The following is a 25,069-nucleotide window of genomic DNA, read 5'->3' on the forward strand; positions in this document are numbered from 1 at the left end:
TGACGCCCCGCCGGAGCCCAGCACCCGCCCCGGGCCATGCGTCCACCCTCGCCAGCTCGCGGCTCACGGGGTACGACTACGCTCTGCACTTGCGCTGTACCAGCTCTGAAGTCGAGCCGCTAAGCTGCTGGCGGCCGGTCTCGACGCACTCGGAGGCGAGCCGATGACGACCGTGCAGAAGTGGACCGGGCGGGAAACCCGGATGCTGCGGCACGCGCTGCGAATGAGCATCCGCGACTTCGCCGAACACCTCGGCGTCAGCGAGCGCACCGTCTCGAAGTGGGAGGCCGGCCGGGATGCGGTGCAACCTCGACCGGAGATGCAGGCCGCGCTCGACACCGCTCTGGTCAGAGCCAGCGATGAGGCGGTAGCCAGGTTCTGCCAAGCAATGGGGAACGATTCTCCCGGCCCTGTTGCTTCGGTGACTTCCGGCTACCGCATTCAGTCCCACAAGTTCATCCCGGCGCACGTCGGGGCGGCTGCAGCACGGGAGTTGGCCACTTTACCGCGGGTGAAGCCCCGCCCGCACGAGTGGCTGCACGTATCAACGACCAATGTGCCGCATCCAGACGGACAGTGCACAGCGCACGTCTTCGCCTGCGGCGTGGTGGTGCTGCACCTTCAGCAGGAACTCACCTTCAGAAGGCTGGCGGAACTCGCCGCCTGGCGGTACGCCAGCTACGGGGACGACCTACCGTGGGCGACCCGGCAGCTCGAACGGCTGCTGTCGGATCAGTTTGACCGACGAGAAGTGGTCCCGGAGTACGTGATGTCGATGTACCTTCCCCAGGACATGGGGTGCCGCCACGAGGAACTGAACAACGCCGTCCGCTTGTTGAGTCTCCCGTCAGTGCTGGTGAACCGTCATGCGGCACCCCGACCACAGCCTGTTCCCGAGCACGTCGAGCGGACGTTGTTGACCAAGGGATTCGACGAGCCCGCAGCTGTGCCGTTCGGAATCGCCGGAGTATCCGTCGGCTTCGCAACCTGGTCCGGGCTCGCCTACCACGCAATCTCGCCGGAGCGAGCCCTTACAGCCGACGAACTGGTCTCGCTTGAGATCGAAGTGCAAATGCTCTGGGCCTACTGTCGGCAAGTCCAGCGCGTGGTGGAGAACGGCCGAGACCCGGTGATATCCCCGGGTTTCGGCTGGCGGTTCCTGAGAGCTGCCCACTCCCGACTCACCACCGCACGTGTGCAGGAGACCGCGCAACACTGCATGATGCGTCAGGCAGCCGTAACGACCAGCGGCCTACCCGAACGCCTGACGCAGGCCCAGGCGGCGCTTCGCGAAGCAGAAACGACGGCTGGAAGAGTCGGGGTATGAGCGGCAAGCGAGCGGCCCTGATCGTCATCGACATGCAGAACGGCTTCATCAACGACCGAAGCCGGCATGTCATCCCGAAGGTCGTGGAGCTGGTCGAACGGTGGGAGGCCACGGGCAGGCCGGTCGTCTTTACGCGCTACCACAACTATCCGGACAGCCCTTTCGAAAGGCTGATCCACTGGTCGAAGATGCAGCACGCGCCGGAGACAGAGATTGTGCCCGAACTGCGCCGACACGCTGCTCGCGCACGAGCCGTTCTCGACAAGCCCATCTACTCGTACTTCACGAGCGAGGGCACGGACCTGACTGCTCGGGAGGGCTGGACCGATCTGGTGTTCTGCGGCGTGGCCACCGAGAGTTGCGTGCTGAAATCAACGGTGGACGCATTCGAGCGCGATCTGACGCCATGGATGGTCACGGACTCGTCGGCCAGCCACGGCGGTCAGGCCGCACACGAGGCGGGCATCCTGGTGGCACAGCGTTTCGTCGGCGCCGGCCAGCTCATCGACACGAAGACGGTCGGTGAGCTGTTCGATGGTCGAGACGGCGATGGACCGGTTACACGGACGGATCCCAGGCGATGAGCTGATCGAAGATGCGACGGTCGCCTTCGAACTCCAGAGCATCCAGCGGTATGCGGCCGTAGAAGAACAGGACCAGGTCGCTGGCCGTGCCCCGGGCGGAGACGTCGGCCGTGTCCGGGGCGGCAGCGGAGGTGAGGCGGGTGACCTGCGCCCCGTCGGCGGACAACCGGAGACGCCAGGAGCGGCCCTCGGTGGCGTGGTAGTCGACCACTGCGGGCTGGTGCGGCCAGGCGACAGTCGTCGCGCACAGGGTGAACTGGCAGTCGTCGAAACCGTCGAGGGCGACCTCCTCCGACAGTGGCTGCGGGGCGCCCACCGTGAGCTGGACGTCGTAGGCGTGCACCGCGATCTCGGGAACCTGTCGCCGCGCCCACGCACCGGAGGTCTGCGGTGACGGCGAGTCGTCCCACCACGTCCAGCAACGGCGATCCGGGCCGGCCTCACGCAGCGTGCTCGTCAGTAGATCGACGGACTCGGTCCACCAGGTCAGCAGTTCCTCGCGTTCCCGGGGCGCGCCCGTGCCGTCCTCCCAGGCCGACTTGTCCGGGGGTCCGTCCGCGGGCCCGGCGGCGACGATCGCGGCTGTCTTGCGGCGGCCTGTACCCACGTGCCGGACCAGGTCGAACAGCGTCCGCTTCGGATGGTTCGGTGCCTGCATGTCGAGGCTGGGCGCCGCGGCGACCGCGGCGCGGAAGGCGGTCGACCGCTCGTCGATGAGCCGCAGATGATCGGAGAACGTCAAGGTCTTGTGCACGACGGCTTTCTACCAGTGCGCCCGGCCGACCGGACAGCGCATTTCGCTGCGGCGACGGGGCACGCTCGCCCAGCACCGGCGTCACGGCCCGGCTGAGCGTCAGTCGGCCTGGGCGGCCAGTTCCCGGGCCCGGTCCCGGGCGGCCTCCAGCGCCGCCAGCATGGCCGCGCGTACGCCGTGGTTCTCCAGCTCGCGGATCGCGGAGATGGTGGTGCCCGCGGGCGACGTGACCGCCTCGCGCAGCTTCACCGGGTGCTCGCCGGAGTCACGCAGCATCACCGCCGAGCCGATCGCGGTCTGCACGATCAGCTCGTGCGCCACCTGCCGCGGCAGGCCGAGCAGGATGCCCGCGTCGATCATGGCCTCGACCAGGAGGTAGAAGTAGGCCGGGCCGGAGCCGGAGAGCGCGGTGACCGCGTCCTGCTGCGACTCGGGCACCCGGACGGTGGCGCCGAGCGGGGAGAACATCTCCTCGGCCAGGGCCAGGTGCTCGCCGGTGGCGTACGCGCCCGCCGAAATGGCGCTCATCGCCTGGTCGACCAGCGCCGGGGTGTTCGTCATGACCCGGACCACCGGGGTGCCCTCGGGCAGCCGGCGGTTGAAGAAGGCGGTCGGCAGACCGGCGCAGAGCGAGATGACCAGCTTGTCGGCCGGCACCTTCGGGCCGATCTCGTCCAGCAGCGCGGCGGCGTCCTGCGGCTTGACCGACACCGCCAGCACCTCGGCCTCGGTCACGGCGGTCAGGTTGTCCACCACCCGTACGCCGTAGCGGTCGGCCAGCTCCTGCGCGCGCACCGGCCGGCGCGCGGTGGCGAGCAGCCGCTCCACCGGCCAGCCGGAGCGCAGCAACCCGGAGAGCATCAGCTCACCGATCTTGCCCGCGCCGATCACCGCGACCGTGTGCCCGCCCACCCGTGCCCCCTTCTCCGACTGTTAAAAGGGGCCCCTGCTCTGCACGAGGCGTTAAGCAGGGGCCCCTCCTTACACCTCAGCTGCCGAAGAAGACCTCGGCCTCGGCGTACCGCTCCAGCGGGACGGTCTTCAGCTCGCGGGTGGCGTCGGCCAGCGGGACGCGGACGATGTCAGTGCTCTGCATCGCGACCATCTTGCCCCAGTCGCCCTCGTGCACGGCGTCGATCGCCTGGAGACCGAGCCGGGTGGCGAGCACCCGGTCGAACGCGGTCGGGGTGCCGCCGCGCTGGATGTGGCCGAGCACCACGGTGCGGGCCTCCTTGCCGGTCTTCGCCTCCAGCTGCTCGGCCAGCCACTGGCCGATGCCGCCGAGGCGGACGTGACCGAACGCGTCCAGCTCCTGGTTGTGCAGGACCATCTGGCCGTCCAGCGGCTGGGCGCCCTCGGCGACCACGACGATCGGGGCGTACTGGTGCTGGAAGCGCTTCTCGACGTAGCCGGCGACCTGCTCGACGTCGAACTGCCGCTCCGGCAGCAGGATCACGTTGGCGCCACCGGCGAGACCGGCGTGCAGGGCGATCCAGCCGGCGTGCCGGCCCATGACCTCGACCACGAGCGTGCGGTGGTGGCTCTCCGCGGTGGTGTGCAGCCGGTCGATCGCCTCCATGGCGATGTTGACGGCGGTGTCGAAGCCGAACGTGTAGTCGGTGGCACCGAGGTCGTTGTCGATCGTCTTCGGCACGCCGATGACGTGGACGCCCAGCTCGTGCAGCTTGGTGGCGACGCCGAGCGTGTCCTCGCCGCCGATCGCGATCAGCGCGTCCACGCCCTGGGCGGCGAGGTTCTCCTTGATCCGCTCCACGCCGTTCTCGATCTTGAACGGGTTGGTGCGGGACGAGCCGAGGATGGTGCCGCCGCGGGGCAGGATGCCACGCACCTCGGCGATGCCGAGCGGCTTGGTCAGGCCCTCGAGCGGGCCCTTCCAGCCGTCCCGGAAACCCACGAACTCGTGACCGTAGGTGGCGACGCCCTTGCGGACCACCGCCCGAATCACCGCGTTGAGACCTGGGCAGTCGCCGCCGCCGGTGAGCACGCCGATACGCATGATCTGCTCATCCTCCTGGAGCATCAGGTAAAGCCCGGATAAGCCCCAGGATATGTGTCAGATCAGACCATCGGCGCCGTTGCCGGCCCGGGGCGGGCCGTCACTGCGCACTGTAGTCGGCACAGGCGTCCGCCGACACCGCACCCCGGGCCGTTCCGGACGGCGGACGGGCTACCCGTCAGTAGCTGACCTCGTGGTTCTCCCCCGCCTTCGGCGGCTTGCCGGTCACCGCCGCCTTGGCGAAGCCGAGCAGGTTGACCACGGTGCTGCCGGGCGAGTCCCAGTACTCCGCCGACCCGGCGTGCACCTTGATCAACGTGATCCCGGGCGTGTCCAGCCCGTCCGGGAACCACGCCTTGAGCAGCGGGTTCCACAACTCCTTCGCCCGGTCGGGATCCCACTCCTCGGTGGCGGTGCCGGCGACCGACACCCAGGCGTGGTGGCGCTGGTCGGAGAAACCGACGTTTACCTGCGGGTTCACCCGGATCTGCCGCACCTTCGCCGAGTCGGCGTACGCGAAGAACCACAGGTCGCCGTCGAAGTCCGCCTCCTGCAACCCCATCGGGCGGCTCACCAGACGCCCGTCCACGCCGGTGGTGGTGAGCAGGCAGATCCGGGCGTCCCGGATCAGCTCGGTGACCCGGCGGCGGGCGTCCGTGGCGTTTGTCGGCTCATTGCTCATGGGGCACTCCTGTCTCGGATCGGCGTAGATGCCGCTCCCGTGCCCTGGGCGGAACCGGTCAAACCTCCCGCGCCGTCATCGCCCGCCACCGCGCCAGGTTGTGCCGGGCGTCGACGAGCGCGTCGTGCCGATCGGCCTCGGCGTCCGGCAGCCGGGGGCGTCCCCGGTCGTCCCAGAGCTGGCGCAGCTCCTTGGTGAAGCGGGGAATCTCCCGGGGCAGCGCCGGCATCGCGCCCCAGAGCTGGGCCAGCACGACGTGGTCGTAGGCGGCGTACCAGGCCCACAGCTCCAGCTGCTCGCCCGGCCGGTCCCGCACCGGCTCCAGCAGGAACTCGTGCAGGTCGTCGCGGATGCGCGCGCGGGAGCGCCAGGCCCGGTCGGCCGGCGACGGGAGCTTGTCCAGCACGTTGCGCCGCACCCAGGGCACCGCCCGGGAGTCGTCGAACTCGGTGGAGACCGCGTAGAACTCGCGGCCGTACTCGTCGACGACGCCGATCGACACCAGGTCGACGATGCGGCCGTCCTCGATGAATTCGCAGTCGTAGAAATAGCGGTAGACCATCGCCCCCATCCTCGCCCATCGCCGGCACGGGCCGGTCGCCGGGGCGTCCGCCGAGGTCGGCGGCCGTGCCGGCGACGGCCGGGCATGGTCACGGAAGTGTTTCCGGGGGTGTACAGCACGCGACGAGACCGTCATGATCTGATGTGTACCGCCGTCGGGCGCCGAACCGGTTGAGCTGCCTCGTACCGGGACTGACAGCTTCACCCGGTGTGCGAGTCGTGACTTCTGACCGGGGAGGGGTTGAGCCGTGGAGTCTCGCCTGCCGGAGCCGGGTGACGCGCTCACGGGTGTGGAGATGTTCGCCGGGCTTGAGCCGGAGGTGCGGCAGCGTGTCATCGCCGCGGCCGTGCCGCGCACGTACCGCAAGGGCCAGCTGCTCTTCGTCGAGAACGACCCCGGCGAGTCGCTGATCGTACTGCGCCGCGGCGCGGTGGCGGTGTTCCGCACCGCACCGACCGGCGAGCGCGCGGTGCTGTCGGTGATCCGACCCCCGGACGTGCTCGGCGAGGTGTCCCTGTTGGACGCCTCCACCCGCTCGGCGTCGGCCGAGGCGATCGAGGACTGCGCCGCGCTCGCGCTGTCGCGGCCCGCGTTCATGGAACTGGTGCACTCCAACCCGCGCATCCTGGACGCGGTGATGCGTTCGCTGGGCCAGCTGATCCGCCGGCTCACCGAGCAGAACGCCGACCACGTCTTCCTCGACCTGCCCGGCCGGGTGGCCAAGACGCTGGTCCGGCTGGCCGGCGAGAGCCAGGCCCCGATGATCACCATCGAGTTGAACCAGAGCCAGCTCGCCGAGATGGCGGGCGGCTCCCGGCAGAGCGTCAACCAGGCCATCGGCTCGTTCGCCAGCCGGGGCTGGCTGCGTACCGAGGGGCGCCGCATCGTGGTCACCGACGTGGCCGCGCTGCGCCGCCGGGCCGGCATGAACGACCGCTGACCCGACGACGGCGGGGACCGGCGGTCGTCCCGCCGGCCCCCGCCGAGTTCGTCGTACGCCCGGTCAGTCGTTCTCGGTGTCGGCCGGGGGCGCGCTCGGACCCGGGCCGATCTTCGACGGGCCGATCTTCGACGGGTCGGTCTTCTTCGGGGTCGTCGTGGTGGTCGTGGTCTCGGTCGATCCGCTACCCGCGGGCTGCTCCACCATGCCTTTTTCCTCCAGTTCGGCGAGGGTGACAGCGTCCACGTCGACCGTGTCACCGACGGCCCACACCGTCCCCCGTGGATCGGTCCAAGAGGCGGACAGCCGGACGTGCACGGCAATCTCCCTGTCGACGGGACTTCCTGCTAGGGGAGACTAGACCCGGCCGAACAGCCGTGACGTCCCGCCGACCCGTCGGGTACCCGACTGCACGGCCGCGCGGGACACTGGGGACCTCACGCGTACGGAGCCGGACATCGACCTCACCTGTGGACACTGCTCCCGGACCGCCGGGCCGGACGACCGTTTCTGCGGTGGGTGCGGCCGTCCGCTGGCGGCTGCCTGCCCGGGCTGCGGCCACGCCAACGACACCGGCGCCAACTTCTGCACCAACTGCGGTCAGCCGCTGCGCGACCACGCGGCCACGGTGCAGGAGGACCGCCGCCAGGTGAGCGTGCTCTTCATCGACATCGTCGACTTCACGACATTCGCCGAGCGGGCCGACCCGGAGCAGGCCCGCAGCCTGCAACAGGCCTACTTCGCCACGGTGCGCCGGCTGGTGCACCAGTACGGCGGCGTGGTGGAGAAGTACATCGGCGACGCCGTCATGGCATTGTTCGGCGCGCCGGTGGCCACCGACAACGACGCGCTGCGCTGCGTACGCGCCGGGCTGGAGCTGCAACGCAGCCTGGCCCGCCAGCCGGCCGGACCGCATCCGCCGCTCGGGTTCCGGGTCGGCATCGCCACCGGCGAGGCCCTGGTCGACCTGGCCGCGGCGCGCGACGGCGGCCAGGCGTTCGTCACCGGCGACGTGGTGAACACCGCCAGCCGGTTGCAGGGGCTCGCCCCGGTCGGCGGCGTGGTGGTCGACGAGAGCACCTGGGCGGCCACCCGGCGCGAGATGGAGTACGACGACCAGCCACCGGTGACGTTGCGCGGCCGGTCGTCGGTGAGCCGGATCTGGCTGGCCGTACGGGCCCGGCCCCGGCGCGACGGCCAGACCGCCGAGCTGACCCCGATGGTCGACCGGGACCACGAGCGCGGCCTGCTGGTCAGTGCGTTGCACCGCACGCTGACCGAGCGCACCTCGCAGCTGCTCACCGTCTTCGGCCCGGCCGGGGTGGGCAAGAGCCGGCTGCTGCGCGAGCTGGCCCGGCACGCCGCCAGCCTGCCCGGCACCCGGGTCACCTGGCTGACCGGCCAGTGCCCGCCGTTCGGGGAGAACGTCACCTACGCGGCGCTGGCCGACATCGTCCGGAGCTGGGCCGGGCTGACCGGCGCCGACGACCCGGCCACCATCCGGGACCGGCTGCGCGAGCGACTGGGCCACCTCACCGACCCGCACGCGGTACGGCTGGCCGAGGCGCTGGGCCCGCTCGTCGGCGTCTCCGGCGAACGGCTCACCTCGGCCGAGACCGAGGCGGCGTGGCGGCGCTTCCTGCTCACCCTGGCCGCGACCGGTCCCACCGTGCTCGTCTTCGAGGACATGCACTGGGCCGACGAGGCGATGCTGTCCTTCGTCGAGCAGCTCGGCGCGGCGGCCCGCAACGTGCCACTGCTGGTCGTCGCGACCGCCCGGCCGGAACTGCGCGAGCGGCACCCCGCCTGGACCGGCACGATCAGCGGGGCGATGTCCATCTCGGTGCCGCCGATGCACGACGGGGACATCGACACGCTCTACTCGCTGCTGCTCGGCCAGGCCACGCTGCCGCAGGACGCGCGGGCACCGCTGATCGAGTTCGCCGACGGCAACCCGCTCTACGCCCAGGAGTACGCGCGGATGCTGCTCGACGGCGGGCTGGCCGAGCGGACCGCCGCGCTCGCGCTCGTCGACCCCGTCGGCGGCGCCGGGATGCCGCGCACCGTGCAGGCGGTCATCGCCAACCGGCTGGACCTGCTCGACCCGGCCGACCGCGCGGTGCTCCAGGCCGCCTCGGTCGTCGGCGTGCAGTTCTGGGCGGCGCCGGTGGCGCTGGCGCTCGGCCGCCCGGCGGAGTGGGTCGACCGCGCGCTGCACCACCTCCAGCGCCGTGACCTCGTCTACGAGCTGCCCGTGTCGACCATGCCCGGCCAGGCGGAATACCGGTTCCGGCACGTGCTGGTCCGGGACGTCTGCTATCAGCGGCTGCCCCGGGCCGAGCGGGTCGCCCGGCACCAGCGCACCGCCGACTGGCTGGAGCAGCTCGCCGACGGCCGCCAGCACGACCTGGCCGAGGTGCTGGCCAACCACAGGTGGGCGGCGCACGAGATCGCCCGTACGGTCGGGCTGGACCAGGCACCGCACGCCGCAGCGACCCGGTCCGCGCTGCACCGGGCCGCGCGCCGGGCGTACGACCTGCACGCGCTGGAGACCGCGGCCACGCTGGTGGACCGCGCGCTGAGCGTGGAGTGCGGTCCGGACCCCGCGCTCGAGCTGTTCCAGGCCGAGCTGGCGTTCTACCGGGACCGGGACGGCTTCCTCGACGGCGGCGGCACGGCGCTGCTCACGGCGCTCGCCGGCCGGCTGGCCGACGCGGGTGACCGGCCCGGTGCGGCGAAGGCGTGGCGGCTGCTGGCCACCGCGGCGTTCGCGCGGGCCGACCGTTCGGAGCTGATGCGCTGCCTGGACCGGGCGATCGGGCTGCACGCCTCGCTGCCGGACAGCGAGGACAAGGTGGGCGTGCTGCTGGAGCTGGCCCGGGCGCACATGCTCGACGCCGAGACCGAGCCGGCGTGCGTGGCGGCGCGCACCGCCGCCGAGCTGGCCGAGCGGCTGGAGCTGCGGGAGGCCCGGGCGAACGCGCGCATCACGCTCGCGGTGGTCCGTTACCAGGCCGGCGCCGAGGAGGCGTACGCCGAGCTGGCCGACGTGACCGAGGAGTGCCGGGTGGAGCGGTTGACCAGCCGCCGCCGCGCGGTGCACAACCTGGCCTGGGTGCTCCAGGAGGAGGGCGACCTGACCGGCTCGGCGCGGCTGGTCGACGAGCAGCGCTCGCTGGACCTGGCCGGCGAGCACGCCCTGACGGTGAGCTTCAGCGACCAGTGGGCCCGGTCCTACTACAGCGGGGACTGGACGTCGGCGCTGCGGATGGCCGAGGGGTCGACCCGGCGCCCGACCGACGAGTGGGACCTGCACATCGTGGCCGTGTCCGGCTGGATCCGGGCGCTCGGCGACGGCCCGGCCGGCCCGGGCACCGGCGAGGACCTGGTGGATCAGGCGCTCGTCGCGGCCCGGCGCAGCGGGTTCCAGCGCGTGCTGCGCTCCACGCTGGCGCACGCCGCGCTCTGCCGCGCGGTGCAGGGCCGACGGGACGAGGCGATGGCGCTGCTGACCGAGCTGGACGAGGACTGGCGGCAGACCACGATGATCCCGTTCGCCGAGTGGGTGCCGGCGGTCGGTCACGTCGCCGCGCTGCTCGGTGGCGACGCCGCGGTGCTGGTGCGCGATCTGCTGGCCCACTCGCCACGGGTGACCCGGTGGGCGCGGCAGGCCGGGCGGTCGGCCGAGGCGGCGCTGGCCCGGGGCGACGGGGACGCCGGGCGGGCGGGCCGGCTGCTCACCGCCGCCGCCGAGGGGTACGCGGAGATGACCGACGTCACCGACCAGATGATCGCGTCCGCGCTGGCGGTGGGGCCGCTGACCGAGGCGGACCCGCCGGCCGCGGCGGCGACGCTGCACCGGGTACGCGCGTTCGCCGGCCGGCACGCCGCCGGTGGGCTGTTGCGGATCGCCGGGGCGGGCTGAGGGTCAGACCGGGACCGGCTGCGGTGCCGCGGCGCTCTTGGCCTTCTGGGCGTACGTGTCGACGTACTCGCGGCCGGACAGCTCCATCAGCTCGTACATGATCTCGTCGGTGACCGCCCGTTCGACGAACCGGTCGCCGGCCATCCCGGCGTAGCGGGAGAAGTCCAGCGGCGGTCCGAAGCGGATCCGCACCCGGCCCAGATTCGGGATGATCTGGCCGGTGGGCTGGATCGCGTCGGAGTTGAGCATCGCCATCGGCACGACCGGGGCGCCGCTGGCCAGCGCCAGCCGCGCCACACCGGTCTTGCCCCGGTAGAGCCGGCCGTCCGGCGACCGGGTGCCCTCCGGGTAGATGCCGGCGATGCCACCGGCGCGCAGCACCGAGAGCTGGGTGTCGAGGGCGGCGCGCGCGGCCCGCCCGCCGGTGCGGTCGACCGGGATGGTGCCGGAGCCGACGAAGAACATCTTGGTGAGCCGGCCCTTGAGGCCCTTACCGGTGAAGTATTCGGCTTTCGCGATGAAGGTGACTTTTCGCTTGACGATCAGCGGCGTGAAGATCGAATCCGAGAAGGAGAGGTGATTGCTGGCCAGGATCACCGGGCCGGTGGCCGGAACGTGCTCCAGCCCTTCGACCTGCGGACGGAAGATCAACCTCAGCAGTGGGCCGAGAACGACGTACTTCAGCAGCCAGTACAGCACCGGCGTCCTTCCCGTGTCGGTGGCGGCGGACGGGTCGCCGCGTGGCCCCGGAGGCGCCGGCGGCGCACACGGGAGTCCGGGAAGAGGGTACGAACGACGAGCGGCACGCCACAACGCACTCCCGGAACCGGGTGCGGACGTGTCACGATTCAGGGCACGGGCAGGGATCGGCGAAGGGGGTGTCCGGTGTCAGGGGGCGGGCCCCGTCGGGGACGACGGGACAACGGGCTCGACGCGGCCGAGTACGCGGTCGCGGGCGACGTCGATCCACGCGTCGGCGAGCACCTGCTCGACGTGCTCGCCGCCGGTGGCATCGCGGCCTACCTCCAGCCCTCGGCCGACCTGAACCCGGTGACGCGCACCACCACCGTCCCGGCCCGCCCGGTCGACCGGCTCTACGTCGACAGGTCGCACCTGACCACCGCCCGCGACTACCTCACCCAGCTCGCCGACGAGAGCGCGGGCGACCCGCCGCGCGCCGACGAGCCGGACATCGAGGCCGAGTGGGCGAAGATCGTGGCCGGTTTCCACACCGCGCCGAGCGCCGGCAGCAACCCCTGGCCGGCCGCCGAGGACGTGGACGACCCGCCCGCGCCGGGCACCGCCGCCGGCGGCCGGGCCGAGGAGCCCGCCGGCCCGACCGCCACCGACGTGCGCCGGCTGCCGTACGCCGCCGACGTCTCCGGTGTCTCACTCAGCCGGGACCGGCACGACGAGCCCTCGCTGCTCGACGGCCTGGACACGTTCGGTACGAACCTGCCCGACGAGGCGTCGGACGAGGAGCACTACACCCCGCCCCCGCCGCCCCCGCTGCCCCGCTTCTCCAAGTACGCGGTGCTCGGCGTGGCCTGCATCGTGCTCGGCTTCCTGCTGTTCCTGTCCCCCACCGTGGTGTCGCTGGTCGACCCGTCGGTGGTCACGCTGCTCGGCTTCACCGGCATCCTGGCCGGCTTCGTGATGCTGATCTGGCGACTGCGCCCGGGCGACCGGGACGACCACGACCCGGACGACGGCGCGGTCGTCTGACGCCGCACCGGGGCGCCGCCCGGATGGCGGGACGCCGCCCGCCCTGGGCGGGGGCGTAACAAGCGTGTAACTTACAGTCAGTAGGAATAGGCCGAACGTCACGTCCCGCACCGGCTGTCCGGCTTGCGTCTCCTTCCGGGTCGCCGGTCCCCTGCTGAGCGGAATGCCCGAGATGCGACAGAGCCCCCTCGTGGTGGTGGCCAACCGCCTCCCCATCGACGACAGCGTGGCGCCCGACGGCGCCTTCGAATGGCGCCGCAGCCCCGGCGGCCTGGTGAGCGCCCTGCACCCGCTGCTGCGGCACACACCCGCGACCTGGGTGGGCTGGGCCGGCGGCACCGGTCCCGCACCCGAGCTGCCGGACGTGGACGGCGTCCGGATGCACACCGTGCCGTTGAGCGCCGAGGACTTCCGCGACCACTACGAGGGCTTCGCCAACGCCACCCTCTGGCCGCTCTACCACGACGCCGTCGAACAGCCGGAGTACCACCGCCGCTGGTGGGAGGCGTACCAGCGGGTCAACCAGCGGTTCGCCGAGGCCGCGGCCCAGGTGGCCGAGCCGGGCGGCCTGGTCTGGGTGCAGGACTACCACCTCCAGCTGGTGCCCGGCCTGCTCCGCGAGCTGCGCCCCGACCTGCGGATCGGGTTCTTCCTGCACGTGCCGTTCCCGCCGCCGGAACTGTTCATGCAGCTGCCCCGCCGGGCCGAACTGCTGCGCGGCATGCTCGGTGCCGACCTGGTCGGCTTCCAGCGCTCCCAGGCCGCCCACAACTTCGCCCAGCTCGCCACCAAGGTGCTCGGCCTGCCCGCCACCGACCGGCGGATCGGCGTGGACGGCCGGGTGGTGCGCATCGGCGCCTTCCCGGTCGCCATCGACACCGCCGAGATGTCAGCGCTCGCCGCCCGCCCCGAGGTCGCCGAGCGGGCCCACCGGCTGCGGCAGGATCTCGGCCGGCCCGACCACGTGATCCTCAGCGTCGACCGGATGGACTACACGAAGGGCATCGAGCAGCGCCTCAAGGCGTACCGGGAGCTGCTCGCCAACGGCGACATCAAGGTCCGTGACACGGTGCTGGTCCAGGTGGCGGTGCCCAGCCGCGACCGGGTGGCGCAGTACCAGATCCTGCGCGATCGGGTGGAGCACCAGGTCGGCCGGATCAACGGCGAGTTCGGCCGGGTCGGCGAGCCGGCGATCCACTACCTCACGCAGCCGTTCGACCGCGCCGAGCTGGTGGCGCTCTACCGGGTCGCGGACGTGATGGCGGTGACGCCCCTGCGCGACGGCATGAACCTGGTCGCGAAGGAGTACGTGGCGGCCCGCGTCGACGGCACCGGCGCGCTGCTGCTGAGCGAGTTCGCCGGCGCCGCCTCCGAACTGGAACAGGCGTACCTGGTCAACCCGCACGACCTCGACGGCCTCAAGCAGGGGTTGCTGGCCGCGCTGCGGGCCGGCCCGGAGGACGTCGCGGCCCGGATGCGCGCGATGCGGGACCATCTGGCCCACAACGACATCCACGCCTGGGCGGCGTCCTACCTCAGCGCGCTGGAGGAGAGCGGAACGCTCGCCGGCCGCCGCCCCGCCGCCCGGTGACCCGGGCCCCGGCGCTCACCCGTGGGTGGGCGCCGGGTCCTTGTCCAGCCAGTCCAGGATCGCGTCGATCGGCTCGCGCCAGCGGGCGTCGAGCATCAGGTCGTGCCCCATGCCGGGGAACAGCAGCGGCGCCGAGGCGTACCGCCGGGCGGCCCTGGTCAGCGCCGTGGCCGGCAGCACGCGGTCGTCCGGGCTGCCGAGCACCAGCACCGGTGGCCGGCCGACCGCCGGCTCCGGTGCCCGGCCGGTCAGCAGCTGCCACTGCGCCCGCCGCCCGGCCCGGCCCAGCCGGGCCAGGTGCCGCCGCGCGTCGGCGTCCGGCAGCTCCCGGCTGAACAACTGCCGCCGGTTGAGCCGCAGCCCGGCGCCGAAGACCGCCGGGACGGTACCGGCCGGGTTGCGCCGCACCGCCGTGCCGAACGTCGCCCAGCCGCCGAGCACCGGCGCCACCAGCACCGCGGCCCGCGCCGGGTAGCGGGCCATCGCGTGCGCCACGACCCGGGCACCGGCGCCGTGCCCCACCAGCACCGCCTGCCGCGGCAGGCTCGCCGCCACCTGCGTCACGTCATGGGTGTACGACCGCAGCGTCGCCTCCGGCGCCGGCTCGCTGCCGCCGTGCCCGCGCAGGCTCAGCGCGTACGCCGGGAAGCCGCGACCGGCGGCGTGCCCGAGCCAGTGCTCGGCGAACGCCCACGCCCCGTGCCCGAACCCGGGCACGAACAGCAGCGGCGGCTTCGCCTCCTCCCGCTCCGGTACGGCGGCGAGCACCTCGCGGCGGGCGGGCCGCTCCGGCCGGGCCCACTCCCAGGACCGGACCACCCGCACGCGCTCGGCCGTCACCGTGCCTGCCTTTCGTTCGCGACTGCGGGACTCCGCTGCGCTGCGTTCCTCGCGCTCACCTGGTGCCCTCCAGCTCGTGCAGCGCGCGCTGCAAGGCGCGCAGGTAGTCGGCGTGCCCGACCTCGAACCAGTGTCGGGTGCTGTCCTTGACCTTCGCCGAGTACCGCTCGCCGAGGCCGGCCCGGACCTTGCTGTCGAACGCGGCGGCCCGCTCCGGCCGGGTGGCGCGCAGCGTGAGCAGCCGGGCGAACAGCACGCTCTGCCAGTGCGAGATCGGGAAGATGCCGGAGTCCGGCTGCACCAGGCCGACCACGGCGAGGGTGGGGTGACCGGCGGTGAACGCGTTGAGCCACAGCCGGGGCCGCCCGGAGCCGTCCTCGTCGCCGAGCACCTGACCCTTGAGGAACTCGAAGCGCGGCAGGTAGCCGGTGGCGAAGACGACCAGCTCCGGGTCGATCCGCCGGCCGTCGGTCAGCTCCACCGCGCGGTCGTCGAACCGGGCCACGTCCGGCACCGGGGTGACCTCGCCGTGGCCGACGTAGTAGACGAGCTGGCTGTTGGCGATCGGGTGCGTCTCGTAGACCCGGTGGTCCGGCTTCGGCATGCCGAACCGGGTCAGGTCGCCGACGGTCAGCCGCAGCGTCCAGTGGTAGAGCCACTGCCGTACGCGCAACGGCACCCGCAGCGCCAGCAGCGTGTCGTTCACCTGGTCGGCGGGGCGGCCGAGGACGTACTTCGGGGCGTACCAGTAGCCGCGGCGGGTGGAGTGCCAGCAGTGCGACGCCTGCTGGGCCGCCTCCACCGCGATGTCGCAGCCGGTGTTTCCGGCCCCGACCACGAGCACCCGCTTGCCGCGCAGCTGCGCCGGATCCTTGTAGGACGAGGCGTGCATGACCTCGCCCCGGAACTCCTCCAGCCCCTCGTAGCGGGGCAGCTTGGGCGACCAGTTGTGGCCGTTGGCGAGCACCACTGCGGCGTACCGGGAGGTGCGCTCGGGGCCGTAGCCGCCGGTGCTGCGCGTGGTCACGTCCCAGCGGTTCCCCTCGACCGGCTCGACGCGGACCACCTCGGTGCCGAACCAGACGTGCTGGCGCAGGTCGAAGTGGTCGGCGTACCGCTCGAAGTAGGACAGCAGCTGACTGTGGTGCGGGTAGTCCGGCCAGTCGTCCGGCATCGGGAAGTCGGGGAACTGGGTGAACGGCCGGGACGAGATCAGGTGGGTGCTGGCGTACACCGGGCTGCGGTCGTGCCGCCAGTTCCAGGCGCCGCCGACGCCCGTCTCCCGCTCGTAGCAGTCCACGCCGAAGCCGGCTTCACGCAGGTTCTTCACGGCGGTCAGGCCGCTGGCGCCGGCGCCGATGACGCAGACCGTGTCGCCCCGGTCGGAGACCGGGCGGTCGTCGCGGCTCGGTGCGACCGTCCGGTCCGGATCGGGGCGGCCGAGGTCGGTGGAGGAGGACACCGGGAATTCTCCTTTGTGCGGCACGCGTGCCGGGTCGGAGCGAAATCCTGCCGAGAATGCCCGCCGTTGTCCAGCCACCGGATCCGGCGCCGCCCACCCGCCCGGCCCGCCTCACACAGCGTCACCCCCGGGCCGATCACCGAGCGTGAGTGGACCGGCCGCGCCGGAGGCGTACCCTCGCTTGCCCTTTGCTCTGCCGCCACGGACGCAGCACCACCGCGAGCTGCGCGGATGTCTCGCGGCAGTCCGGCCGGGACGCTACCCGCCGGTCACGGCGGGTAGCTGGTGCGTATGTGGCGGCAGAGCAAAGGCGGCGAAGCGGTGGCGCTGCCGGCCGCCCGGCACCTGACCGTGCGTCACGGTCCGGGCGTCCGGCCACGGCGGCGATCCGCGCCGGTCAGGCGGTGGGCAGCAGCAGGTCGACCAGGACCGGGAAGTGGTCGCTGGCCCGGCGGGCCGCCGGGGTGTCCACCACGTCGTAGTCGACCACCGTGATCCGGGGGTCGACGAACAGCGCGTCGATACGGCGGCGCGGGTCGGCGCAGGAGTACGTGTGCCGGTCGGCCCGGTCGGCGGCGAGTGCCGTGTCGGTGAGCCCTTCGGCGAGCGTCTGCCAGGCCGGCCCGTCCGGGCCCTCGTTGATGTCCGCGCCGACCACCACGGGCAGCGTGGACGCGGACAGCTCCCGCTTGAACGCCGCCGCCTGGGCCGGCCGCTCGGCCGGATCGGTGGACAGGTGCGACCCGGCCAGCAGCACGTCGACGCCGCCCACACGGCACTGCGCGTACGCGGCGCCGCGCATGTGCCGTCCCGGCGTCAGCGGGTACCGCCGGCACCTGGTGTCGACGACGCGCACCCGCAGGCTGGTCAGCAGCACGTTGCCGAGCGACGGCAGGCCGCCGGCGGCCACGACCATGCCGAACGACTCGGCCAGCGCGGCGCACTTCTGCCGCCACCGGAACCGGCGCGGTCCCTCCTGGACGACCACCACGTCCGGGGCGGCGGTCCGGACCACCTCGGCCAGCGCGGCGGCGTCGTCACGCTGGCTGTGGATGTTGTACGACAGAACCCGCAGCGGCACACCCGCATCAGTCATGTCAGATCCGCCGGGCCAGGTCGGCGGCGCCGATCACGCCCGCGGTGTTGCCCAGCTCGGCCGGACGCACCTCGGCGACGGGCAGGCGGCTGCGCTGGGCCAGCGCGTCGGCGAACGACCGCCGGGTCGGCCCGAGCAGCAGGTCACCGGCGTCGATCACGCCGCCGCCCACCACCAGCACCTGCGGGTCGAGGATCTGCGCCATGTCGGCGAGGCTGGTGCCGAGCCAGCGGCCCACCTGGGCGAACGCCTCGGTGGAGACCGGGTCGCCGCCCTTCGCGGCGGCGGTCACCATCGGGCCGGTGATCGTCTCGGCCTCGCCCCCGGCCAGCTCCAGCAACGCGGTCGCCCGGTGCGGCTCCTGCCGGGCGGCGGCGCGGGCGAAGCGGACCAGGGCGCTGCCGCTGGCGTACTGCTCGATGCAGCCGAGCCGGCCGCAGCCGCACTGGTGGCCGTCCGGCACGGTGAGCATGTGGCCCAGTTCGGCGGCGATGCCGTTGGCGCCACGGACCAGGCCACCGCCGAGCACGATGCCGCCGCCGACACCGGTGCCGATGGTGAACATGACCATCGAGTCGTCGGCGTCGCGGGCCGCGCCGTAGCGGAACTCCGCCCAGGCGGCCACGTTCCCGTCGTTCTCCACGATCACCGGCAGGCCGGTGGCGTCGCCGACGTACGTGCGCAGCGGCTCGTCCCGCCAGGCCAGGTTCGGGGCGAACAGCACGGTGGAGCGGGAGGCGTCGATCCAGCCCGCGGCGCCGATGCCGACCGCCTCCACGGCGTGACCGGCGGCCAGTTCGGTGACCACCTCGATGATGACGTCGCGGGTCTTGGCCACGTCGTCGGCGGGGGTGTCCCGTCGCGTCTGCACGAGTACCGTGCCGGCGTCGTCCACGACACCGCCGGCCACCTTCGTGCCACCGACGTCGACTCCGATGGTCAGCGTCACCGCTGCCACTCCCCTCTGCTGTGCTGCCCGGGAACCGGCCGAACCGGCCGTACGGTCCCGGGATGTCCGGTGGTCAGGCCCCGTCGCCTGGTGCGTCCGCGCCCACCTCTCCGGACGCCCGCGAGGCGGGCACCACGGGACGGCCGGCCGGTGGCCGGCTCGTCGCCGGCTCCGGCGGCCCGGCGGCGTCGGCGGCGGCACCCGATTCGGCCGCGCCCTCCCCCCGGGTGGCGGCGGACCACACGTCCTGCTCGGGTGCCGGCTGAGAATCATGCCCGGTACGGGTCGCCTCGCGCCACACGTGGTCCCCGGATCCGTCCGGCGCGGTGGTGCCGGCGTCGGCGGTTCGCTCCGGCTCGGCCGGGGTGAACGCCCGCAGCACGCTGGCCACCCCGGCCGCCAGGTCCCCGGCGCCGGTGGCGAGCCGCTCGGCGAATTCCGGACTCGGATCGCGCAACGCGGCGATACCGCGGCAGACGGGGCAGACACAGCATTCCGGCGAGCCGGTGGCGAAACCGGCGGGCGCGGGCGTCTCCGGGGCAGGGCCGGCGCCGGGCGGGGTGTGACCGAGGACACCGGAGAGCATCCCAGCGAGCGGACCCCAGGCACCGGAGCCGGGTGCGGCGGCGGCCATCTTCGCGCCGGCGAGCAGTGTGGCGACGAGGCGCTCGGCCTCTTCCCGGGCCGAACCCGGATCAGTGGTGCCCATGGTTCGGCTCCTCCAGCGTGACTACCGGGACGACGGTCGGGTCTCCTGCGCCGCACCGGGTTCTTCTACCCGGCGTTTGAGCTGCTTCAACGCCGCATCCATGATCATTTTCTCGGCCTTGCGGCGGAACATGCCGAGCATCGCCACGGACAGCTCCACCTCGAGCGTGTAGGTCACCGTGGTCGTCCCGTCCGCGTTGCCCACCAGGTCGTACGACCCGCGCTGGGAGCGCTGCATCTTCGACGGGGCGACCAGGTGCCACTCGATCCGGGAGACGTCCTCGGCGTACTCGTAGGCCAGCACGTACTCGTCGGCCATCACGCCCGCGTCGAGCGTGAACCGGACCTGGCTGGCGTAGCCGTCCTCGTACTCCTCGACCACCTCGGCCCGGCGTACCGCCTCGGCCCACTCGGGATAACTCGGGAAGTCGCAGATGACCGCCGCCACCCGGTCCGGTGACGCGCCGATGATGATCGACTGGGTGGAGGTGTCCGCCATGGGGGGAGGCTACCCGGCCGCCCCGCGACCGGTCCCGCACCACCCGCCGGACGGCGTCCCACCAGCCGGGCGGGCAACCTCCCTGGCAGGCCCCCCGGGGTGTGCGGGTAGGTTTCGACAGAGCCGACCAGGCCGGCCCCCGCCGGTAGAGCACGAGGGAGTGCAGGTGCGCGAGTTCTCCGTCCCGCCGATCGTCACCGTCGGCGACGCGGCCACCCTGACCGACCCGGTCTGGGAAAACGCCGAGGTCGCCCCGGACACCGTGCAGTTCGTCCGCCCCGGTGCGGGGAGGGACGCGCGCGAGGAGGTCACCTGCCGCCAGTTCCGCGACGAGGTGGTGGCGGTGGCGCAGGGCCTGATCGCCGCCGGCGTCTCCCCCGGCGACCGGGTCGGCCTGATGAGCCGCACCCGCTACGAGTGGACACTGTTCGACTACGCGATCTGGGCGGCCGGCGCGGTGACCGTGCCGATCTACGAGACCTCCAGCGCCGAGCAGGCCGCCTGGATCCTCGGCGACTCCGGCGCCGTCGCGGTGGTGGTGGAGAGCACCGCGCACGCCACCCTGGTCGCCGGCGTCCGGGACCGGCTGCCCGAGTTGCGCGAGGTGTGGCAGATCGACCTGGGCGCGGTCGACGACCTGGTCGCCGCCGGCACTGCGGTGGACCGGGCCGAGGTGGAGACGCGCCGCTCGCTGCTCAAGGCCGACGACGTCGCCACGATCATCTACACCAGTGGCACCACCGGCCGGCCCAAGGGCTGCGTGCTGACCCACCGCAACATCTACTCCGACATCGCCAACGCGGTGCCGGTGCTGCCGAACCTGTTCCGTCAGGGTGCCTCCACCCTGCTGTTCCTGCCGCTCGCGCACGCCTTCGCCCGGCTCATCCAGGTCGGCGTGGTGCACGCCCGGGCCACCATGGCGCACTGCTCGGACACCAAGGACCTGGTCGCCGAGCTCCAGGACTTCAAGCCGACGTTCGTGCTCTCCGTACCCCGGGTCTTCGAGAAGGTCTACAACGGCGCGCGGCAGAAGGCCGAGGCCGAGGGGAAGGGCAAGATCTTCGACCGCGCGGAGAAGGTCGCCATCGCGTGGAGCGAGGCGCAGGAACTGCCCGGCGGGCCCGGCCTGAGGCTGCGCGCGCAGCACGCCGTCTTCGACAAGCTGGTCTACCGCAAGCTGCGGGCGGCGATGGGCGGCCGGTGCCGCGACGCCATCTCCGGCGGCGCGCCGCTCGGCGCGCGGCTCGGGCACTTCTTCCGCGGCGTCGGAGTGACCATCTGCGAGGGGTACGGCCTCACCGAGACCTCCCCGGCCGCCGCCGCCAACCTGCCCACCGGCACCCGGATCGGCACCGTCGGCCGCCCACTGCCCGGCGTCACCATCCGGATCGACGACGACGGCGAGGTTCTCGTCGCCGGCGACATCGTCTTCCAGGGCTACTGGCACAACGATGCGGCCACCGCCGAGGCGATCACCGCCGACGGCTGGTTCCGCACCGGCGACCTCGGGCGGCTCGACGAGGACGGCTACCTGAGCATCACCGGGCGGAAGAAGGAGATCATCGTGACCGCCGGCGGCAAGAACGTCGCCCCGGCGGTGCTGGAGGACCAGGTACGGGCGCACCCGCTGATCAGCCAGTGCGTGGTCATCGGCGACCGGCAGCCGTTCATCGCCGCGCTGGTCACCATCGACGAGGAGGCGCTGCCGAAGTGGCTGGCCGGGCAGGGGCGCCCGGAGACCACGAGCATCGCCGAGCTGCGCGAGGACGCGGCGCTGCGCGCCGAGGTGCAGTCCGCGGTCGACCAGGCCAACCAGGCGGTCTCCAAGGCCGAGGCGATCAAGGTGTTCCGGATCCTGCCGCAGGACTTCACCGAGACCACCGGCGAGCTGACCCCGTCGCTGAAGGTCAAGCGTCAGGTCGTGCACAAGACGTACGCCTCGGAGATCGCCGAGATCTACCGGGGCTGACTACCATCCGTCACGTGCCCGCCTCCACATCCCGCCAGCCGTCGACGCAGCCCCTCGCCGCGGCGGCTCGCGCGGTCCTCCTCGCGCTGGTCGCCGCCCTGACCCTGTTCGCCACCCGTGACGCCACCCAGCTCTGGTGGATCGCGCTGCTGGGCGTCGCCGGCCTGCCCGCCGTGCTCGCCCCCCAGCACCGGCTGCTCGCCCCGATCAGCCGCTTCGCCGAGGTGGTGGTGCTCGGGCTGGCCGCCAGCCAGGTCGCCGCCGACACCCACCTGTCCGGCGTCACCGGCGGGGTGGGCGCCTCGGCGGTGCTGCCGTACCTCGCCGTGCCGGTCACCGTCACCGCGCTGAGCCGCCGGTTCCGCGAGGGCGCCGCGCTGCTCGCCGTGGCGGCGGCGACGCTGCTGGCCAGCGCCGCGTTCACCCAGGTCGACGGCGGGCCGCAGCTCGGCCAGGTCGGCTACCTCGCGATCTCCGCCCAGTGGCTGATCCTCGCCGGGCTCGGCCTCTACACCGCCGGCACGCTCCAGCGCGTCATGCGGGTGCGCGGCGAGGGCAAACCCCAGCCGTACGCCGAGGCGACCCGCCTGCTCACCCAGCTCCGTACGGTAGCCCGCCAGCTGCCCGGCGCCACGCTGGACCCGGGCGGCATCTCCGAGCACCTGCTGGAGGAGCTGCGGGTGGTGGCCAAGACCGACCGGGGCGCGGTGCTGTCCGCCAGCGGCGGCGGACGGCTCGTGGTGCTCGCGCAGATCGGCGCGGACCGAATCGACTGGGAGACCAGGCTCGACGCCGACTCGGCCATCGCCGACGCCTGGGCCAGCCAGCAGCCGACCGTCTCGGCCCGCTCGCAGGCCCGGTCCCGGCACTCCGGCGAGGTCTCCGCGCTGATCGTCCCGCTGGTGGCGGGCGTACGCACAGTCGGCCTCGTGGTGATCGAGGCGGACACCGCCGCCGCGTACCCGCCGCCGGTGGTGTCCCGGGTGACGGCGCTGACCGGCCCGGCGGCGCTGCGGCTGGAGGCGGCGCTGCTCTTCGACGAGGTGCGCTCGCTGGCGACGAACGAGGAGCGGCAGCGGCTGGCCCGGGAGATCCACGACGGGGTCGCCCAGGAGCTGGTCATGGTCGGGTACGGCATCGACAACGCGCTGGCCACCGTCCACGACGACGCCGAGGAGACCGCCGACTCGCTGCGGACGTTGCGCCAGGAGGTCACCCGGGTGATCACCGAGCTGCGGCTGAGCCTGTTCGAGCTGCGCAGCGAGGTGGACCGGCACGGTGGCCTGGCCGCCGCCATCGCCGAGTACGCCCGCACCGTCGGCGCGTCCGGCGGCCTGCGGGTGCACCTGTCGCTGGACGAGTCCACCGCCCGGCTGCCGGCCGCCACGGAGGCCGAGTTGCTGCGCATCGCGCAGGAGGCGGTGACGAACGCGCGCAAGCACGCCGGCGCGTCGAACCTGTGGGTCACGTGCGAGGTGGATCCCCCGTACACCCGGATCGAAGTGTCGGATGACGGTCACGGCATCGGTGACCAGCGCCCGGACGGGCACTATGGCCTTGCGATCATGGCCGAGAGGGCGGAACGTATCCGAGGCCGGTTGGAGATCAGGCCGCGACAGCCGAGTGGGACGACTGTGGCGGTGGTGCTCGGTTCGTCGCCCCGGCGCGATAAGGTGCGCGGCAGCGCCGCAGCAGCAGAAGGGGAGTAACCCGAGGATGACCAGCAGTCCGACACCGGCCACCCGTACCAAGGTTCTCCTGGTCGACGACCACGACCTCATCCGCAAAGGGCTGCGTCACGCGTTCGAGCGGGACCGCCAGTTCGAGGTCGTGGGCGAGGCGGCCACCGCGGCGGAGGGCGTGCGCCAGGCCGGTGCGCTCCAGCCCGACGTGGTGATCATGGACCTCCGCCTGCCCGACGGCAGCGGCCTGGAGGCCACCCGCGCCCTGCGCAAGTCCAGCGCGTCGATGGGCATCGTCGTGCTGACCATGTACGCCGGCGACGACCAGCTCTTCGGCGCCCTGGAGGCGGGCGCGAGCGCGTTCGTGCCGAAGACCGCCCCGGCCGACGAGGTGGTGGCCGCCGCCCGGCACGCCGCCTCCTCCCCCAGCGCGTTCACCGCCGCCGACCTGGCCGAGGCGATGAAGCGCCGGCTTGCGCCGTCCGGCCCGCAGCTGTCCCCCCGTGAGGGCCAGGTGCTGCGCCTGCTCGCCGACGGCATGAGCGTGGCCGGCATCGCCAAGCAGCTGTTCGTCAGCGAGTCGACCGCCAAGACCCACATCTCGAAGCTCTACGAGAAGCTGGGTGCGGCCAACCGGGCGCAGGCCCTGATGACCGCGCTGCGGCTGGGGCTGCTGGAGGCCCCGGACGCCCCGAAGTTCTGACAGGCGTACCGCCGGAAGAGGCCCCGTCCACCACGGACGCGGGCCTCTCGGCGTTCCCGGCCCCGGTGTGGTCGCGCACGGCGAGCGGCCGGACGCACAGCGACGGCGGTCTTTGCACCGCGACGCCGGAGGGGCAGAATACCCGGGTGATCCGCGCGGCGGTGACGACCGCGCGTCGCCGACACCCGAGGGGCAGGACATGCAGCGGCCGGACTGGGCACCCGAGACCATCGACATCGAGCGCCCCAGCGTCGCCCGCATGTACGACTACTACCTCGGCGGCTCGCACAACTTCGCCGCCGACCGGGCGGCCGCCCGCGCGATGGTGGAGGCGGTGCCGGAGGCGCCGCTGATGGCCCAGGCCAACCGCGCGTTCCTGCGCCGGGCGGTGCAGTACCTCGCCCAGGCCGGCATCCGCCAGTTCCTGGACATCGGCTCCGGCATCCCGACCGTCGGCAACGTGCACGAGATCGCCCAGCGGATCGATCCGGAGTCGCGCGTGGTCTACGTCGACGTGGACCCGGTGGCGGTGGCGCACAGCCAGGAGATCCTGGCCGGCAACGCGCACGCCGCGGTGCTCCAGGAGGACCTGCGCAACCCGGAGGCGATCCTGGCCCACCCGGAGGTCACCCGGCTGCTCGACTTCACCCGGCCGGTCGCCGTGATGATCGTGGCGGTGCTGCACTTCGTCCCGGACGCCGACCGGCCCGAGGAGATCCTCCGGACGCTGCGCGGGGCGCTGGCACCCGGCAGCCACCTGGTGCTCTCCCAGGCCAGCGATGAGGGCCGCGACGGCACCGGCGAACGGGCCGAGGCGGAACGGGTCTACCGGCGCACCGACAGCCAGCTCTGGGTCCGCAGCCGATCCGAGCTGACCGCACTGTTCGACGGCTTCGAACTGGTCGACCCGGGTGTGGTGTGGGTGCCGCAGTGGCGGCCGGACTCCCCCGACCAGGCGGAGAACGCCGAGCGGGCCGTGTTCATGGGCGGGGTCGGGCGGCTCGGTGGGTGACGACGCGACCCGCTGCCGGCCCGGCGTCTTCGCCCGGGCCTG

General features: G+C 72.8%; 23 protein-coding genes. 10 read left to right on the top strand and 13 right to left on the bottom strand.

All coding sequences use genetic code 11. From position 1 onward, the window contains the following. The first annotated feature begins 163 nt into the window (after window positions 1-163). Window positions 164-1,327 (top strand): DNA-binding transcriptional regulator, encoded by a 1,164-nt coding sequence (locus KSK32_RS02990; protein ID WP_216928315.1) that lies wholly within the window; start codon window positions 164-166, stop codon window positions 1,325-1,327. Beyond that, window positions 1,324-1,911: an isochorismatase family cysteine hydrolase gene (locus tag KSK32_RS02995; RefSeq protein WP_216928316.1), complete on the top strand. Its 588-nt coding sequence runs from the start codon at window positions 1,324-1,326 to the stop codon at window positions 1,909-1,911. Before KSK32_RS02990 ends, KSK32_RS02995 begins: the two co-directional genes overlap by 4 nt. Here the strand turns inward: KSK32_RS02995 and KSK32_RS03000 are convergent. The 5 genes from KSK32_RS03000 to KSK32_RS03020 form a co-directional block, all read right to left on the bottom strand. Next, window positions 1,886-2,665 (bottom strand): maleylpyruvate isomerase family mycothiol-dependent enzyme, encoded by a 780-nt coding sequence (locus KSK32_RS03000; protein ID WP_216928317.1) that lies wholly within the window; start codon window positions 2,663-2,665, stop codon window positions 1,886-1,888. The two genes, KSK32_RS02995 and KSK32_RS03000, sit on opposite strands and share 26 nt — an antisense overlap. Window positions 2,666-2,764: 99 nt before the next feature. Then, window positions 2,765-3,577 (bottom strand): pyrroline-5-carboxylate reductase, encoded by an 813-nt coding sequence (gene proC, locus KSK32_RS03005; RefSeq protein ID WP_216928318.1) that lies wholly within the window; start codon window positions 3,575-3,577, stop codon window positions 2,765-2,767. Between the two features lie 76 nt (window positions 3,578-3,653). Further along, the gene (locus tag KSK32_RS03010) at window positions 3,654-4,682 is read right to left on the bottom strand and encodes a 6-phosphofructokinase (protein WP_091050286.1); all 1,029 of its coding nucleotides are present in this window, start codon (window positions 4,680-4,682) and stop codon (window positions 3,654-3,656) included. 178 nt (window positions 4,683-4,860) lie between these two features. Next, window positions 4,861-5,364, bottom strand: coding sequence for a pyridoxamine 5'-phosphate oxidase family protein (locus KSK32_RS03015; RefSeq protein ID WP_216928319.1), 504 nt, complete (start codon window positions 5,362-5,364; stop codon window positions 4,861-4,863). A 58-nt stretch (window positions 5,365-5,422) separates the two neighbouring features. Further along, window positions 5,423-5,926, bottom strand: a complete 504-nt coding sequence (locus KSK32_RS03020) for a polyadenylate-specific 3'-exoribonuclease AS (RefSeq protein WP_013287663.1) — start codon at window positions 5,924-5,926, stop codon at window positions 5,423-5,425. A gap of 247 nt (window positions 5,927-6,173) precedes the next feature. On the opposite strand from KSK32_RS03020, the gene KSK32_RS03025 reads away from it, so the two are divergent. Next, window positions 6,174-6,866, top strand: coding sequence for a Crp/Fnr family transcriptional regulator (locus KSK32_RS03025; RefSeq protein WP_013287664.1), 693 nt, complete (start codon window positions 6,174-6,176; stop codon window positions 6,864-6,866). A 63-nt stretch (window positions 6,867-6,929) separates the two neighbouring features. On the opposite strand, the gene KSK32_RS03030 is transcribed toward KSK32_RS03025, so the two are convergent. Beyond that, window positions 6,930-7,184 carry a hypothetical protein gene (locus KSK32_RS03030; RefSeq protein WP_216928320.1) on the bottom strand — a complete coding sequence of 85 codons (255 nt, stop codon included), beginning with the start codon at window positions 7,182-7,184 and terminating at the stop codon, window positions 6,930-6,932. A gap of 139 nt (window positions 7,185-7,323) precedes the next feature. On the opposite strand from KSK32_RS03030, the gene KSK32_RS03035 reads away from it, so the two are divergent. Continuing rightward, entirely contained in the window at window positions 7,324-10,791 is a 3,468-nt protein-coding gene (locus tag KSK32_RS03035) for an AAA family ATPase (RefSeq protein ID WP_216935766.1), read from the top strand. A gap of 3 nt (window positions 10,792-10,794) precedes the next feature. Here KSK32_RS03035 and KSK32_RS03040 read toward each other — a convergent pair whose 3' ends face one another. Continuing rightward, window positions 10,795-11,490: a 1-acyl-sn-glycerol-3-phosphate acyltransferase gene (locus tag KSK32_RS03040; protein ID WP_216928321.1), complete on the bottom strand. Its 696-nt coding sequence runs from the start codon at window positions 11,488-11,490 to the stop codon at window positions 10,795-10,797. Window positions 11,491-11,676: 186 nt separating this feature from the next. Between KSK32_RS03040 and KSK32_RS03045 the strand changes: the two genes are divergently transcribed. Further along, a complete protein-coding gene (locus KSK32_RS03045) occupies window positions 11,677-12,516 on the top strand; it encodes a DUF308 domain-containing protein (RefSeq protein ID WP_216928322.1) in 840 nt (279 codons plus the stop codon). 172 nt (window positions 12,517-12,688) lie between these two features. Then, window positions 12,689-14,107 carry a trehalose-6-phosphate synthase gene (locus KSK32_RS03050; RefSeq protein WP_216928323.1) on the top strand — a complete coding sequence of 473 codons (1,419 nt, stop codon included), beginning with the start codon at window positions 12,689-12,691 and terminating at the stop codon, window positions 14,105-14,107. Between the two features lie 15 nt (window positions 14,108-14,122). On the opposite strand, the gene KSK32_RS03055 is transcribed toward KSK32_RS03050, so the two are convergent. The 6 genes from KSK32_RS03055 to KSK32_RS03080 form a co-directional block, all read right to left on the bottom strand. Next, entirely contained in the window at window positions 14,123-14,947 is an 825-nt protein-coding gene (locus KSK32_RS03055; protein WP_216928324.1) for an alpha/beta hydrolase, read from the bottom strand. A gap of 55 nt (window positions 14,948-15,002) precedes the next feature. Then, window positions 15,003-16,409, bottom strand: coding sequence for an NAD(P)/FAD-dependent oxidoreductase (locus KSK32_RS03060; protein WP_216928325.1), 1,407 nt, complete (start codon window positions 16,407-16,409; stop codon window positions 15,003-15,005). Between the two features lie 397 nt (window positions 16,410-16,806). Beyond that, the gene (locus KSK32_RS03065) at window positions 16,807-17,505 is read right to left on the bottom strand and encodes an endonuclease/exonuclease/phosphatase family protein (RefSeq protein WP_216928326.1); all 699 of its coding nucleotides are present in this window, start codon (window positions 17,503-17,505) and stop codon (window positions 16,807-16,809) included. 1 nt (window position 17,506) lies between these two features. Further along, window positions 17,507-18,454, bottom strand: coding sequence for an ROK family glucokinase (locus KSK32_RS03070; protein WP_026267860.1), 948 nt, complete (start codon window positions 18,452-18,454; stop codon window positions 17,507-17,509). Window positions 18,455-18,527: 73 nt separating this feature from the next. Further along, window positions 18,528-19,163 carry a hypothetical protein gene (locus tag KSK32_RS03075; RefSeq protein WP_216928327.1) on the bottom strand — a complete coding sequence of 212 codons (636 nt, stop codon included), beginning with the start codon at window positions 19,161-19,163 and terminating at the stop codon, window positions 18,528-18,530. A gap of 21 nt (window positions 19,164-19,184) precedes the next feature. Continuing rightward, complete coding sequence (locus KSK32_RS03080; protein WP_216928328.1) at window positions 19,185-19,661, bottom strand: SRPBCC family protein; 477 nt, start codon at window positions 19,659-19,661, stop codon at window positions 19,185-19,187. A gap of 166 nt (window positions 19,662-19,827) precedes the next feature. On the opposite strand from KSK32_RS03080, the gene KSK32_RS03085 reads away from it, so the two are divergent. The 4 genes from KSK32_RS03085 to KSK32_RS03100 all read left to right on the top strand — a co-directional run bounded on the left by KSK32_RS03085 (window position 19,828) and on the right by KSK32_RS03100 (window position 25,027). Beyond that, window positions 19,828-21,630 (top strand): long-chain fatty acid--CoA ligase, encoded by a 1,803-nt coding sequence (locus KSK32_RS03085; RefSeq protein ID WP_216928329.1) that lies wholly within the window; start codon window positions 19,828-19,830, stop codon window positions 21,628-21,630. A 14-nt stretch (window positions 21,631-21,644) separates the two neighbouring features. Beyond that, window positions 21,645-23,339, top strand: coding sequence for a GAF domain-containing sensor histidine kinase (locus KSK32_RS03090; RefSeq protein ID WP_216928330.1), 1,695 nt, complete (start codon window positions 21,645-21,647; stop codon window positions 23,337-23,339). Window positions 23,340-23,346: 7 nt separating this feature from the next. Beyond that, window positions 23,347-24,015 (top strand): response regulator transcription factor, encoded by a 669-nt coding sequence (locus tag KSK32_RS03095; protein ID WP_013287678.1) that lies wholly within the window; start codon window positions 23,347-23,349, stop codon window positions 24,013-24,015. A 199-nt stretch (window positions 24,016-24,214) separates the two neighbouring features. Beyond that, window positions 24,215-25,027, top strand: a complete 813-nt coding sequence (locus KSK32_RS03100) for an SAM-dependent methyltransferase (protein ID WP_216928331.1) — start codon at window positions 24,215-24,217, stop codon at window positions 25,025-25,027. Window positions 25,028-25,069: the final 42 nt, after the last annotated feature.

This window comes from Micromonospora sp. WMMB482 (assembly GCF_019038635.1).
In the GTDB taxonomy this organism is placed as follows: Bacteria; Actinomycetota; Actinomycetes; order Mycobacteriales; family Micromonosporaceae; genus Micromonospora; species Micromonospora marina.

Excerpts from the sequence above, each read along its gene's own strand:
- KSK32_RS03100 (WP_216928331.1), top strand. The coding sequence starts at position 24,215 with ATGCAGCGGCCGGACTGGGCACCCGAGACCATCGACATCGAGCGCCCC.
- KSK32_RS03010 (WP_091050286.1), bottom strand. The coding sequence starts at position 4,682 with ATGCGTATCGGCGTGCTCACCGGCGGCGGCGACTGCCCAGGTCTCAAC.
- KSK32_RS03080 (WP_216928328.1), bottom strand. The coding sequence starts at position 19,661 with ATGGCGGACACCTCCACCCAGTCGATCATCATCGGCGCGTCACCGGAC.
- KSK32_RS02990 (WP_216928315.1), top strand. The coding sequence starts at position 164 with ATGACGACCGTGCAGAAGTGGACCGGGCGGGAAACCCGGATGCTGCGG.
- KSK32_RS03075 (WP_216928327.1), bottom strand. The coding sequence starts at position 19,163 with ATGGGCACCACTGATCCGGGTTCGGCCCGGGAAGAGGCCGAGCGCCTC.
- KSK32_RS02995 (WP_216928316.1), top strand. The coding sequence starts at position 1,324 with ATGAGCGGCAAGCGAGCGGCCCTGATCGTCATCGACATGCAGAACGGC.
- KSK32_RS03015 (WP_216928319.1), bottom strand. The coding sequence starts at position 5,364 with ATGAGCAATGAGCCGACAAACGCCACGGACGCCCGCCGCCGGGTCACC.
- KSK32_RS03095 (WP_013287678.1), top strand. The coding sequence starts at position 23,347 with ATGACCAGCAGTCCGACACCGGCCACCCGTACCAAGGTTCTCCTGGTC.
- KSK32_RS03020 (WP_013287663.1), bottom strand. The coding sequence starts at position 5,926 with ATGGTCTACCGCTATTTCTACGACTGCGAATTCATCGAGGACGGCCGC.
- KSK32_RS03065 (WP_216928326.1), bottom strand. The coding sequence starts at position 17,505 with ATGACTGATGCGGGTGTGCCGCTGCGGGTTCTGTCGTACAACATCCAC.
- KSK32_RS03050 (WP_216928323.1), top strand. The coding sequence starts at position 12,689 with ATGCGACAGAGCCCCCTCGTGGTGGTGGCCAACCGCCTCCCCATCGAC.